Raw genomic sequence first — 13,221 nt, forward strand, 5'->3', positions numbered from 1 at the left:
CCGGAAACCGCTCCTCAAACGATCCATGCCCCGCCGTCCCGATGCCGGTCCAGCCCCACGGCTGAGAATTCGTCCTCGCCGGCGCCTGCCACTGCGCCCAGCCGCCGAAGCGCCCGGGAGAGCGGACTGCCGGCAGCGGGAAACGCCTGGCCCTCCCCTGCATGAAGAGGTCCCAGCACGAGGTGGCCGCCCTCCCAGACGGCAGCCTGCTGCTCGCCCACGCCGCCGAAGTACTCGGCTTCCACGTAGGCCACCGGTCCGGCGGCCGACCAGTCGGCGAGGGTTCTCCCGAACCCTTCCGGCAGCCGCCAGAACCCGGGAACGCCCGCGTCGCTGCCGTCGGCGACGGAATCGACGAGGGCATCCGTCAGCGGCATCAGCGACAGGCCTTGTCCGATCGGCGCCGGCCGGGCGGCGGGCAGGCCCCGCGACGCGACGCGCAGCAGGTCCCCACCAGCGATCACGGCGTGCAGATCGAAGCTCATTCCCTCGTCCCCCTCCATCGCCCCGTCACCCCGCGCGCCCGCACGCCGCGCGCGACCTCACCACCGAACGCCCCGCACGACCTCACGCCGGCCGACGGCTCCCGCGCGCCGAAGACGTCAGGTCGTCACATCGGCGGGCGGTGCCGCCCCGCCGAAGGACTCACGCCCCGGCGCCGCCCTCGGCGGCGAGCACCGCGTCCCGGTACGCCCGCGCCGCCGCCCGGAGCGCGGTCTCCGGGTCCACGCCCTCCGTTTCGGCCCGTATCGCCAGGGCCAGCAGTTCGTACCCGATGCCCTCGCCGGCCGGCGGCGCGACGTCGAGGCCGGCCGTGCGGACGCGGAAGGAGAGCTTCGCCGCCAGAGCCAGACCGGGCTGGGCCAGCGGAATGCCGTCGGTCACCGAGTCGCGCTGCTTCTCCTCCGCCTTCATCCGCAGCCAGTGCGCCCTGACGTCCTCCGGGGTCGCCGCTTCTGCCTCTCCGAAGACATGGGGATGGCGGTGGATCAGCTTCTCGACGATCCCGCCCGCGACATCGTCGAGGGAGAACGGCTCGTCGGGGTCGTCCTGGGCGATCCGGGCGTGGAAGACGACCTGGAGGAGGACATCGCCCAGCTCCTCGCGAAGCGCCTCGCGGTCCCCCTCCTCGATGGCCTCGACCAGCTCGTACGCCTCCTCGATGCCGTACTTGGCGAGGTCGCGGTGCGTACGGATGCCGCTCCAGGGACAGGTGGCGCGGATCTGGTCCATGACCTGGACGAGGTCGAGCAGCCGGGCGCCGGGCAGGTCGTAGGAGCCGGGCAGCAGCTCCAGGTCCGGCATGGTCTCCCGGCCGGAGCCGGCCAGCCTGGCGAGGCCGTCGGTCAGCGCGCTCTCGCCGTCCGCCGAGGTCAGGACGACGGCCGTACGGTCTCCCGGCACGCAGTAGTCGACCAGGTCACGGGCCGCGGGGACGGCGGCCGTCTCCACCTCGATGCCGGCCTCCCGCAGATAGGGGAGCTGCGGATGGTCCGGGTCGGCGCACAGCACACGGTCCGCCGCGCGCAGAATCTGCCAGGCGGGAAAGGACAGGAGCCCGGGGGCGACCCGGTGGCTGGTGGTGAGCAGGACCAGGCGTCCGGTGCCGGTGCCCTCGGGGCGGGCTTCGGCGCCGGTGTCGGCGGCAGAGGCGTCAGCGTTCACGTCTCGAACGTAACGCACCGCACCGACAAGCCCGGCGCGGGTGGGCGAAGGCCGGGGCACCCGCCCCGGTCCCCCGCCACTCGCTCCGGCGGACCGCCCCGGGCCGCCCGCCCCGCCGCGTCGTCCCCCGGCCTCAGGCCTGCTGCTTCGCGGGCTCCCGGGTGATCCACGGGTCCTTGGTCTCGCCGAGGATGACCTGCTGGTCGTCCCACTTGCCGAACCGCGGATTGACGTCGATCCCCATGGACCGGGAGGTCTTGGCCAGCGCCTGGGCGAGCTTCTGCTGGCCCTGCGGCTTGCCCCGGTCCGCGCCGAGGTGCCGGGCGACGCCGTCGAGCAGCAGCTGGTTGCGGACCATGGCGTCGATCTCGTCGGGGGCGACGCCCTGCTGGAGCCACATCGCCTTCAGCCGCTCGGCGCCGCCGGCCTGCTTCTCCGCCTGGGCCCGCCACTGCTGGACCTCGCGTCGGTCGACCGTCACCCCGGCGTCCCGCGCGCCGCGGGCCAGCACCTCGTCGAAGATCATGCCGTTGAGGGTGGCCAGGCTCAGCCGGCCGGTGTTCATGATGAGCTGGCCGCCCTGCGGGGACTTGGCCTGCGCGGCGCGGACGTCCTTCACCTTCGCCTGCAACTGCGAGACGGTGATCCGCTTCCCGTCCACGAGGGCCGCGGCCCCGGGGTGGGCATCGCTGCCGCAGGCCGCGAGCAACGGGGCCGCGGCCAGCAGGGCGGCGGTGGCGGATACGGAGAGCGCTGTCCTACGGCGGAACACATGGCCTCCCGGCAGATCGTGCGACGGAGTCTCGACCTTGGTGGATCGATGCTATGGAGTCGGCGTGGCCCAGGCCACTGCTTCGGCCAACGATCTGGGGCGGGGTGGGTTTCTGCCGTGAGGACGGGACGCCCCTGGTCCGCTCGTCCGTCCCCGGTACCCCTGCCGGCCCCGCACCGGACTTCACCGTTCCGGGCGACCGCCCGCCCTCCCGTCCCGGGAACGGACCGGCCCACGCCCGCGTCTGACCCACTGCCACGCCCGCCGTCACAGCGCAACGGCCGCCGGGCGGTCCGGGGCTCCGCTTCGAGTATCTTTTCGATCAGTTGAGAGTGAGGATCCGCATGGACACGGCCGCAGTAACTGCTGGGGGTGCCCCCGGACGGATTCTCGGGGAGGACGTCGGCGCCGTGCCACCGCCCCGGGCCGCCGCCCCGGCCGGTGCCGTGCCGGCGCCGCGGTCCGCCACATCGGCCGACCCCGAGGCGGCGTCCACCGGCACGCCGCCACCGGACCGGACCGGCCGCCTGCGGCGCGCCGCCCACCGCCTGCGCACCCGGACGGCCCCCCTGCGCGCCCCTCGCCTCGACCCGTACTGGACGGCGGGGTTCTTCTTCGTCGCCTTCGCGCTGCTGGCCGTCTGCCGGTTCCGCACCCTGGGCACGTCCTCCTGGGACCTGGGGATATTCGAACAGGCCATACGGGGCTACGCCCACTTCCAGGCGCCGGTCGTCGACCTCAAGGGCCCCGGCACCAACATCCTCGGCGACCACTTCAGTCCCGTACTGATCCTGCTCGCCCCCCTTTACCGGCTGTTCCCCTCGTCCCTGACCCTGCTGATCGCGCAGGCCGCGCTGTTCGCGCTGTCCGCGATACCGGTCACCCGGGCCGCCGCCCGCGCCCTGGGCCGCGTCCCGGGCCTGGCGATCGGCGTCGCCTACGGCACGTCCTGGGGCGTGCAGAAGGCCGTCGACTTCGACTTCCACGAGATCGCCTTCGCCCTGCCGCTGATCGCCTTCGCGCTCGAAGCGGTGCTGCGCGGACGGTGGACGGCGGTGGTGTGCTGGGCCGCGCCCCTGGTGCTGGTCAAGGAGGACCTCGGGGTGACCGCGGCCGTCATCGGGGCGCTCGCCCTGATACGCACCCGGCGGGCCAGTCCGCTGGCCATCGCCCTGGTGGCCTTCGGCATCACCGCCACCGCCGTCACCCTCGGCGTGCTCATACCGGGGTTCAACGGCTCCGGCTCGTACGACTACTGGAGCAAGTTCGGCGCCGACGGCGGCGGCCTCACCATCCCCCTCGACACGGCCGTGCGCACCACCCTGTGGGTCCTGCTGCCCACCACCGGCCTGCTCGCGCTGCGTTCCCCTCTTCTGCTGGTCGCGCTCCCCACTCTGGGCTGGCGCTTCCTGTCGCACGAGCCCCACTACTGGGGCATCGACTGGCACTACAACGCCGTCCTGATGCCGGTGGTCTTCCTCGCCCTGATCGACGCCCTGCCCAAGGCCCGGGTCTCCGCCCGCCCCTGGCTGCGCTCGTACGCCCACCACCTGCCGGCCGCCGTGGTGTCCGTGGCCCTCGCGCTCACGGCCACGCTTCCGCTGGCCCGCCTCACCGAGGCCGCCACCTACCGCGTACCGCCGGACGTCGCCGCCGCCGAGAAGCTGCTGGACCGGATACCCGACGGCGCGAGCGTGGAGTCCGACATCCGGCCGCTGAGCCGCCTCACCGGCCGTACCCGGGTCTTCTGGATCGGCGACACCGGCGGCCTGGCACCCGACTATGTCGCCGTGCAACTGCGCGACAACCGCACCCCGCGGCAGGCGCTGACGGACGCCGTAGCCCGCCACCCCAAGTCCACCTACGTCGTCCTCGGCGGCGCCGCCGACCTCCTCGTCCTGCACCGGACCTCCGCCCACTGACCCCCGCGGCGCCACCCGCGCGGACGCGGACCGGGCGGCGGGCACGTCCCCCTCACCCGGCCCGCGAGCACACCGCCGAGGCCCCGTCAGCTGACTCTGCCGTAGTACGCCTCGGCGGTCCTCAGACACTGCCGGCGCTGCCCGACGGTCCTGTTCCCCACGGGACATCGCACGAGCAACGACGGGGGATCTGCGGTGGGTCCGGGCCCGCGGCGGCGCCGTCGGCGAGGAGCCGCGGTGGCCCCGTCGGCGCCCTCGCCTACGACCCGAGGATGGTGGCCAGGAACTCCCCCACCCACGAGAGCAGTTCGCGGCCGACCAGCGGCTTGCCGCCGATCTTGCCGGTGGCCGGGCGCGGCACCAGGATCTGGCGGGTGGCCGGCTTGAGGACCGTGCGGGGGTGCAGCCGCTTGAGCCGCAGCTCCTGCGATTCGCGCAACTCCACCGGCCCGAAACGGATGTTGGAGCCCTGCAGGGTGATGTCGGTGACGCCGCAGGAACGGGCGAGCATCCGCAGGCCGGCGACGAGCAGCAGGTTCTCGACGGGTTCGGGCAGCTTGCCGTAGCGGTCGGCCAGCTCCTCGCGGACGGCCGCGATGTCCTCCTCCGAGGAGGCGGAGGCGATGGCACGGTAGGCCTGGAGGCGCAGCCGCTCGCCGGGGGCGTAGTCGTGCGGGACGTGCGCGTCGACGGGGAGCTCGATCTTGACTTCGAGCGGGGGCTCCTCCTCCACGCCGCCCTCCAGGGAGGCGCGGTAGTCGGCGACCGCCTCGCCCACCATGCGTACGTAGAGGTCGAAGCCGACGCCCGCGATATGGCCGGACTGCTCGCCGCCGAGGAGATTGCCCGCGCCGCGGATCTCCAGGTCCTTCATGGCGACGTACATGCCCGCGCCCATCTCGGTGTGCTGGGCGATGGTCGCCAGCCGCTCGTGGGCTGTCTCGGTCAGCGGCTTCTCCGGCGGGTAGAGGAAGTAGGCGTAGCCGCGCTCGCGGCCGCGGCCCACCCGCCCGCGCAGCTGGTGGAGCTGGGAGAGGCCGAAGTTGTCGCCGCGCTCGACGATCAGGGTGTTGGCGTTGGAGATGTCGATGCCGGATTCGACGATGGTGGTGGAGACCAGGACGTCGAACTTCTTCTCCCAGAAGTCGACGACGACCTGCTCCAGCTGGGTCTCGCCCATCTGGCCGTGGGCGGTCTGGATGCGGGCCTCGGGCACGATCTCGCGCAGCCGGGCGGCGGCGCGGTCGATCGACTCGACACGGTTGTGGATGTAGAAGACCTGGCCCTCGCGCAGGAGTTCGCGGCGGATGGCGGCGCCGATCTGCTTCTGCTCGTACGGGCCGACGAAGGTGAGGACCGGGTGGCGCTCCTCGGGCGGGGTGGTGATCGTGGACATCTCGCGGATGCCCGTCACCGCCATCTCCAGGGTGCGGGGGATGGGCGTCGCGGACATGGTCAGCACGTCGACGTTGGCGCGCAGCTTCTTCAGCTGCTCCTTGTGCTCGACGCCGAACCGCTGCTCCTCGTCGACGATGACCAGGCCCAGGTCCTTGAACTTGGTCTCGGAGGAGAACAGGCGGTGGGTGCCGATGACGAGGTCGACGGTGCCGTCGCGCAGCCCTTCGAGGACGGCCTTGGCCTCGGTGTCGGTCTGGAAGCGGGACAGCGCCCGGACGTTGACCGGGAACTGGCCGTACCGCTCGGTGAAGGTGCCGAGGTGCTGCTGCACGAGGAGGGTGGTCGGCACCAGGACGGCCACCTGCTTGCCGTCCTGGACGGCCTTGAAGGCGGCGCGGACCGCGATCTCCGTCTTGCCGTAGCCGACGTCGCCGCAGATCAGGCGGTCCATGGGGACCGACTTCTCCATGTCCTCCTTGACCTCGGCGATGGTGGAGAGCTGGTCGGGCGTCTCCGCGTAGGGGAAGGCGTCCTCCAGCTCGCGCTGCCAGGGGGTGTCCGGGCCGAAGGTGTGGCCGGGCGCCGCCATCCGCGCGGAGTACAGCTTGATGAGGTCGGCGGCGATCTCCTTGACGGCCTTCTTGGCGCGCGCCTTGGTCTTGGTCCAGTCGGCGCCGCCGAGCCGGTGCAGGGTCGGGGCCTCGCCGCCCACGTACTTGGTGACCTGTTCGAGCTGGTCGGTCGGGATGTAGAGGCGGTCGCCGGGCTGGCCGCGCTTGGCGGGCGCGTACTCGACGAGGAGGTACTCGCGGGTGGCGCCCTGGACCGTGCGCTGCACCATCTCGATGTAGCGGCCCACACCGTGCTGCTCGTGCACGATGAAGTCGCCGGCCTGCAAGGTCAGCGGGTCGATGGTCTTGCGGCGGCGGGCCGGCATCCGCGCCGCGTCCTTGCCTGCCGCCTTCTGGCCGGAGAGGTCGGTCTCGGTGAGGACGGCGAGGCGGAGCTCGGGGTCGATGAAGCCGTTGTCGAGGGGGCTGCAGGAGACGTGGACGAGGGAGGGCGAGAGCGCGGCGAGGTCGGCGTCCAGGCGGGCGGGGATGCCCTCGCCGCCGAGGACCTCGACCGTACGGGCGGCGGGGCCGTGTCCCTCGGTGAGGAACACCGTGCGCCAGCCGTCCGCGAGCCACTGCTTGGTGTCGGCCAGCGCCCGCTGGGTGTCGCCGCGGTAGGTGTCGGGGGCGTGCATGCCCAGCTTGAGGGTGTCGCCGTCCGCCGCCAGCTCCTCATCGGCCGCGAAGGGGCTCACCGACCACCACATCATCCCCAGCTCGCGCGCCCGGTCCCGGACGTCCGCGAGGCCCCACAGGGAGGCCGCGCCCACGTCGATCGGTGCCACTCCCCCGCCGGCGCTGGCCGCCCAGGAGGCCTGCAGGAACTCCTGGCTGGTCGCCACCAGGTCGGCGGCCCGGGTGCGCACCCGCTCCGGGTCGCACACCACCGTCATGCTCCCGGCCGGCAGCACGTCCAGCAGCAGCTCCATGTCGTCCACCAGGACCGGGGCCAGCGACTCCATGCCGTCGACGGCGATCCCCTCGGCGATCTTGCCGAGCAGCTCGCCCAGTTCGGGGTGCTGCTCGGCGAGCGCCGCGGCCCGCTGCCGGACGTCGTCGGTCAGCAGCAGCTCGCGGCACGGAGGCGCCCACAGGCCGTGTTCGGCGACCTCCAGGGACCGCTGGTCGGCGACCTTGAAGTAGCGGATCTCCTCGACGTCGTCGCCCCAGAACTCCACCCGCAGCGGGTGCTCCTCGGTGGGCGGGAAGACGTCCAGGATCCCGCCGCGGACCGCGAACTCGCCGCGCTTCTCGACCAGCTCGACGCGTGCGTACGCGGCCGCCGCCAGGCCGTCGACGATCTCTTCCAGATCGGCGGTCTGGCCCGTGCGCAGGCTGACCGGCTCCAGGTCGCCCAGGCCCTTGACCTGCGGCTGGAGCACCGAGCGGATGGGGGCGACGACGACGGAGACGGGACCGGCCGTCGGGTCGTCCTGGCGCGGGTGGGCGAGCCGGCGCAGCACCGCGAGGCGCCGGCCGACGGTGTCCGAGCGCGGGGAGAGCCGCTCGTGCGGCAGCGTCTCCCAGGAGGGGTACTCCACGACGGCGTTGTCCTCGCCGGCCGGCATCAGGCTGCGCAGGACGGCGGCGAGGTCCTCCGCCTCCCGGCCGGTGGCGGTCACCGCGAGCACCGGGCGGCCGGCCTCCCGGGCCAGTGCGGCGAGCGCGAGCGGGCGGGCGGCGGGCGGCCCCACCAGATCCACATGCGGCCGGTTCCCGTCGGCCGCGGCCTGCAGCGCTTCGGCGAGCGCCCGGTCCCGTACGACGGCGTCGAGCAGACCAGTCAGGCTCATCAGAAGGTTCCGTCCCAGCGAGGCGAACAACGCAGCAGCCCGACACGTCTCACGGGCCGGGGTTGCCAAGCGTACGCCCGCCGGTCACCCCGGCGGGCCGCAAGACCCCGACGGCCCCGGCGCGCCGGACAGCTCGCGCCGGGGCCGCGCTCCCGGCCGCGGCGCGAGCCGTCAGCCGTGAGCGGCGCGGATCAGCCGGCGACCCGGACCGCGGCGTAGTACTTGTCCGCGGTCTTGAGGCAGGCGGCCTTCATCTTCTTCCGCAGCGCGGGCGTGAGCGGGTCGGCCCAGGGCTTGTACTGGCAGGCCTTGCGCATGTCCTGCAGGAATACGTCGTCGATACGCTTCTTGTGGTCCCGGCGCCACGCCGTCTTCCCCACAATTGTCTTGTAGTTGCGGTAACCGAAGTCGTGGCGGTGGCAGGAGTAGGTGAAGTCGTAGCCGCCCGGCAGCTTCTCCGGCGAGCTGTTGCAGCCGTTGGTGCTCCAGTTGAAGCGGAAGTAATTCGAGCCCGAGCGGTACAGCCCGAGGTACTTGAACCAGGCATCCTGGGACGCCTGCCCCTTGCTGGTCAGCGACTTGAGCTTCTTCAGCCGGTACGCCCCGCCGACCGCGGGACCGGCCACGTCCGCCGCAGAGGCCTGCTGCGCCACGGAGGACGGTCCGGTCGTGACCGCCTCTGCCGGCGCCGCGGCGAGCGCGGGTGCCGCCGTCCCCAGAGCGAGGACACCGGCCAGTACGACACCTCCGAAAGAGGTCCGTATCGTGTTCACTTGTTTCCCTTCCCCGATTTCATGCTGCATCGGAAGCCGTATCCGAAATCGGCTCCGGGGAGGAAAATAGCGCGCCGCCGGGCTCCGCAGGAGGAATTGCCGCATCACCCCGGCGCACCGTCGAGGGAATCTCGAGTTCCGCACGGCCGGACATGGTGAAGCAAGGGCGGACTCGATCACTATGTCCGGATGTGCCCGATGCGCAAAGAGGGTTCAATGCACCCAAAACCTCGGCGCGCGGGCCCGGCTGTGATGTGGAACACCCCCCGCGCCACGGGCACCGGCCTGCCGCACCCCGGAGCCCGTCGAGCCGCGCCGGGACCGGAAGCGCGGTTCCGCGCTCCGCCCCCGCATGGAAGGGTGCAGCGTACAAGGACCTGCGGAGGGGGAACGGTGAGCCACAGCGCGCGACCTGCCGGCCACAGCGAACGCGACGCCCTGCGGACGGCGGGCCCGGGGGCCGGGGACCCGCGACGGCGCCCCGTCGTCGCCGCCCTCATGCTCGCCATGGCGCTGGCCGCCCTCGACTCGACGATCATCGCCACCGCCATCCCCCAGATCGTCGGTGACCTCGGCGGCTTCGCGGTCTTCTCCTGGCTCTTCTCCGGCTATCTGCTGGCCGTCACCGTCACCCTGCCCGTCTACGGCAAGCTCTCCGACACCTTCGGCCGCAAGCCCATCCTGATCACCGGCATCCTGCTCTTCCTCACCGGCTCACTGGCCTGCGCCGGCGCCTGGAACATGGCCTCGCTGATCGCCTTCCGCGTGGTCCAGGGCCTGGGCGGCGGCGCCCTCCAGGGCACCGTCCAGACCATCGCCGCCGACCTCTACCCGATGAAGGAACGCCCCAAGATCCAGGCCAGGCTCTCCAGCGTCTGGGCCACCTCGTCGGTCGCCGGACCCGCCCTGGGCGGACTGCTCGCCGCCTACGCCGACTGGCGGTGGATCTTCCTGGTCAATGTGCCGGTGGGGGCGGTGGCCCTCTGGCTGATCGTGCGGTACTTCTCCGAGCCGGCACGGGACCGGGAGGGCGACCGGGACCGCCGCCCCCGCGTCGACTGGCCCGGCGCGCTGGCGATCTTCGCCTGTGGCGGGCTGCTGCTGACCGCCCTGGTCCAGGGCGGTGTGGCCTGGTCCTGGAGCTCCCCGCCGTCGCTGCTGCTGTTCGCCGGCAGCGCGCTGTGCGCCGCGCTCACCGTCGTCATCGAACGCCGGGCCGCCGACCCGATCATCCCCGGCTGGGTCTGGCGCCGCCGCACCATCTCCGCCGTCAACCTCGCCCTCGGCGCCCTCGGCCTGATGATGGTCGCGCCGACCGTGTTCCTGCCCACCTACGCCCAGGCGGTACTGGGCCTGGGCCCGACGGCGGCCGGCTTCGTGCTCTCCGTCATGACCCTGAGCTGGCCGGTCTCGGCCGCCCTCAGCAGCCATGTCTACAACCGCCTCGGCATCCGCACCTGTGCGGCGGTCGGCATCGGCGCGGCCGCACTGATCCTGCTCGCCTTCCCGCTGCTGCCCTACCCCGGCGCGGCCTGGCAGCCCGCCCTGATCATGCTGGCGCTGGGCGCGGCCCTCGGCCTCTTCCAGCTCCCGCTGATCATCGGCGTCCAGTCGTCGGTCGGCTATGCCGAGCGCGGCACCGCCACCGCCTCCATACTCTTCTGCCGCCAGGTCGGCCAGTCCCTGGGCGCCGCGCTCTTCGGCGCCCTCGCCAACGCCACCCTCAACGACCGCCTCGCCCACGCCCCTTCGGACATCCGCCCCGGCCTGCCCGGCGACCTCGACGGGGTCTCGCACACCCTCCAGCACCCCGGCGCCCTCACCGCCCACGCCACCGACTACCTGCGGCGCGCCGTCGACACCACGGTCGACCACGTCTACCTCGGCGCCGCCGCGGCCGCCGCGCTCGCACTGGCCGCACTGCTGCTGCTCGCGCCGCGACGCTTCCCGGTGCACACGGATGTCCGCGGTACGGGCGAGGGCGAGCGCACACCGGGCCCGGCGGGGCCGCCGGGGAAATCCGGCAGCCGCTGAGATCAGGCGCCCGTGCCGCCGCCCCGGTGCACCGGCGTCTCCAGGGTGTCCTCCCCGTCGGACCCGGACCCGGAGCCGACGCCGGCGCCCTGGCCCACGCGCCCGTCGCCGTCCGGCGCCGTCCCGGTCTCCTCGTCGTCGCCCTCCGCCGCCGGCGCCTTCCCGGTGAGCGCCGCCAGACTGTTGCGGACGTGGGTCATATGGACGCGCACCTCTTCGCGCTCCGCGTCGTGTTCGCGCAGGATCCGCTCGGTGGCCCGCTCGATGCGCTCCACCTCCGCCAGGGCCTGGGCCAGCAGTCCGGCCGCGCGGTCCTCGCCGTCCTCCTGACGGTGCCGGGACGCCTCCTCCGCCTCCGCGTACTGCCGCCGGGCGTCGACGCGGAGGGCCTTCCCCCGGGCGTCCAGCTCCGCGACGCACCGGTCCGTCTCCTCCTCCAGCGCCGTGAGTTCCCGCCCGGCCGCCTCCCACTCCTCCGTCTGCCGCTTGTCCTGGTCGCTCAGCAGCTGCGCGGTGCGCCGGCGCACCTCCGCCAGCCCCTCGGCCGCCTCGCTCCGCAGCCGTTCGGCCTCCTCCGTCGCCACGGCGACCAGCTCCGTGGCCTCACCGCGCGCCGCCCGGTCCGTCCGCCGGGCCCGGGTGTCCGCCTCGGCCCGCACCGCGAAGGCCGCCCGCTCGGCCGCGTCCCGCACCTCGTCCGCATGGACGGCCGCCGCGTCACGCGACGCCCCGGCCGCCTCCTCCGCCTCGGTCCGCAGCCGCGCCGCCTCGGACTCCGCGGTCGTCAGGATCAACCGGGCCTCGCTGCCGAGCGACGCGTACGTCTGCGGCGGCTGCTGCGCCAGAAAGACGCGCAGCTCGGCGAGTTCGGCGTCCATCTCGTTGGACAGGACGGTGAGCCGTGCGGCCCGCTCCCAGCAGGAATCGCGGTCGACCGAGAGTCCCGTGACGCGGCGGTCCACATCCTCCGGCCGGTAGCCACGCCCTCGTACGGTCTCGAACCCGTGAGGCGAAACCGATGCACTCATCCCTCAAGCCCCTCTCCGCCGCGCACAGCACGCGCGCGACCCGCAGCGTTCCGCTTCCATTCGCATGCTTCCGTGCCACACCGTGCGGTGGTACGCACGTGCCGGGGGCCGGGCCGAAGCCGCATCATCGCGACACTCCACCCAACCCACCCACCAGGATGCGTTATTTATTGCCAGAAGTCGGAGTCCGATCATCTGCGCGCAACGCCTGGAACAGCCGCCGCGCCCCGGGTTCGTCCCACTGCAGCACCGACCCGACGCCGCTCACCATCACCCCGGGCCGCGTCACCGGCACCGTCGTCGCGCTCCCCTCGCCGCCGGCGATCTGCTTCATCGACCAGCCCATATCCAGCACCCGCGCCATGTCCGTACCGTCGTCCACGGTCAGCGCCGCCAGCGAGGTGTCCAGCACCCGCTGCAGCCGGGTCGGATCGAGGAGGACGTCGGGGGAGGCCATCTCGTCGGCAACCGCACCGAGCAATTGCCGCTGGCGCTTCACCCGTCCGAGGTCACCCTCGGGGTCGGCGTACCGGGCCCGTACGTACGCCAGCGCCTGGGTGCCGTTCATCCGCCGGCAGCCCGCCGGGAAGTCCGCCCCCGACCGCTCGTCCCGCAGCGGCTTGTCCAGACACAGCCGCACGCCGTCCAGCGCGTCCACGACCTGCACGAAGCCCAGGAAGTTCACCTCGGCGTAGTGGTCGATCCGCAGCCCGGTCGCCTGCTCCACCGTTCGGGTGAGCAGCTGCGGCCCGCCGTCCGCGAAGGCCTCGTTGATCTTCCGGCTGCCGTGGCCGGGTATCGGGACGTAGCTGTCGCGCGGCAGGCTGACCAGCGACGGTCCGTGATCGCCGTAGTGCAGCACCATGATGGTGTCGGTGTTGCGCACGTCGTTGTTGCCGACGTGCAGGTCCCGGCGCTGCTGCGGGGTCAGCGCGGTACGGCTGTCCGAGCCGATCAGCAGCCAGTTCGTGCCCCTGCCCGCGGACGGCCGCCCCGGGTAGTCGCCCAGCGCGTCCATGTGCCGCAGCTGCCGCCCCGCCGAGATGTAGAGCCAGGCAGCGACCGCGACCACCGCCACGACCAGCACCAGCAGCGTCACCAGGAACCAGACGAGCCATGCCCAGCGCCGCCGGGGCGGGCCCGGGCCGCGCAGCGACCCGGCCGCCCGCCGCCCGTGCCACCAGCGCGCCCGCCGCGCCCGGTACGCAGTCGTCGACGGCGA

At 73.0% G+C, this 13,221-nt stretch carries 9 protein-coding genes; 2 read left to right on the forward strand and 7 right to left on the reverse strand.

All coding sequences use genetic code 11. The annotated features are described in order from the left end of the window. Positions 1-14: 14 nt before the first annotated feature. From Scani_RS32030 to Scani_RS32040, 3 genes are all read right to left on the reverse strand, one after another. Positions 15-485: a hypothetical protein gene (locus Scani_RS32030; RefSeq protein WP_159481241.1), complete on the reverse strand. Its 471-nt coding sequence runs from the start codon at positions 483-485 to the stop codon at positions 15-17. 160 nt (positions 486-645) lie between these two features. Further along, the gene (locus tag Scani_RS32035) at positions 646-1,665 is read right to left on the reverse strand and encodes a nucleoside triphosphate pyrophosphohydrolase (RefSeq protein ID WP_159481242.1); all 1,020 of its coding nucleotides are present in this window, start codon (positions 1,663-1,665) and stop codon (positions 646-648) included. Between the two features lie 133 nt (positions 1,666-1,798). Next, complete coding sequence (locus Scani_RS32040; RefSeq protein ID WP_159481243.1) at positions 1,799-2,437, reverse strand: SurA N-terminal domain-containing protein; 639 nt, start codon at positions 2,435-2,437, stop codon at positions 1,799-1,801. A gap of 344 nt (positions 2,438-2,781) precedes the next feature. Between Scani_RS32040 and Scani_RS32045 the strand changes: the two genes are divergently transcribed. Next, positions 2,782-4,359: a DUF2079 domain-containing protein gene (locus tag Scani_RS32045; RefSeq protein WP_159481244.1), complete on the forward strand. Its 1,578-nt coding sequence runs from the start codon at positions 2,782-2,784 to the stop codon at positions 4,357-4,359. Positions 4,360-4,618: 259 nt separating this feature from the next. Here the strand turns inward: Scani_RS32045 and mfd are convergent, their stop codons facing one another. Together mfd and Scani_RS32055 are read right to left on the reverse strand one after the other, a co-directional pair. Then, positions 4,619-8,164: a transcription-repair coupling factor gene (mfd, locus tag Scani_RS32050; protein WP_159481245.1), complete on the reverse strand. Its 3,546-nt coding sequence runs from the start codon at positions 8,162-8,164 to the stop codon at positions 4,619-4,621. Between the two features lie 191 nt (positions 8,165-8,355). Beyond that, positions 8,356-8,937, reverse strand: coding sequence for a phospholipase A2 (locus tag Scani_RS32055; RefSeq protein ID WP_159481246.1), 582 nt, complete (start codon positions 8,935-8,937; stop codon positions 8,356-8,358). A gap of 393 nt (positions 8,938-9,330) precedes the next feature. On the opposite strand from Scani_RS32055, the gene Scani_RS32060 reads away from it, so the two are divergent. After that, positions 9,331-10,971, forward strand: coding sequence for an MFS transporter (locus Scani_RS32060; RefSeq protein ID WP_486388689.1), 1,641 nt, complete (start codon positions 9,331-9,333; stop codon positions 10,969-10,971). A gap of 2 nt (positions 10,972-10,973) precedes the next feature. On the opposite strand, the gene Scani_RS32065 is transcribed toward Scani_RS32060, so the two are convergent. After that, positions 10,974-11,999, reverse strand: a complete 1,026-nt coding sequence (locus Scani_RS32065; protein WP_159481247.1) for a coiled-coil domain-containing protein — start codon at positions 11,997-11,999, stop codon at positions 10,974-10,976. A 163-nt stretch (positions 12,000-12,162) separates the two neighbouring features. Then, entirely contained in the window at positions 12,163-13,098 is a 936-nt protein-coding gene (locus Scani_RS32070; RefSeq protein WP_174872839.1) for an LCP family protein, read from the reverse strand. Positions 13,099-13,221: the final 123 nt, after the last annotated feature.

It is taken from the genome of Streptomyces caniferus, assembly GCF_009811555.1.
Classification (GTDB): Bacteria; Actinomycetota; Actinomycetes; order Streptomycetales; family Streptomycetaceae; genus Streptomyces; species Streptomyces caniferus.

Bases quoted from the DNA above. Each gene is read 5' to 3' on its own strand.
- Scani_RS32065 (WP_159481247.1), bottom strand. From the start codon at position 11,999: ATGAGTGCATCGGTTTCGCCTCACGGGTTCGAGACCGTACGAGGGCGT.
- mfd (WP_159481245.1), bottom strand. From the start codon at position 8,164: ATGAGCCTGACTGGTCTGCTCGACGCCGTCGTACGGGACCGGGCGCTC.
- Scani_RS32045 (WP_159481244.1), top strand. From the start codon at position 2,782: ATGGACACGGCCGCAGTAACTGCTGGGGGTGCCCCCGGACGGATTCTC.
- Scani_RS32030 (WP_159481241.1), bottom strand. From the start codon at position 485: ATGAGCTTCGATCTGCACGCCGTGATCGCTGGTGGGGACCTGCTGCGC.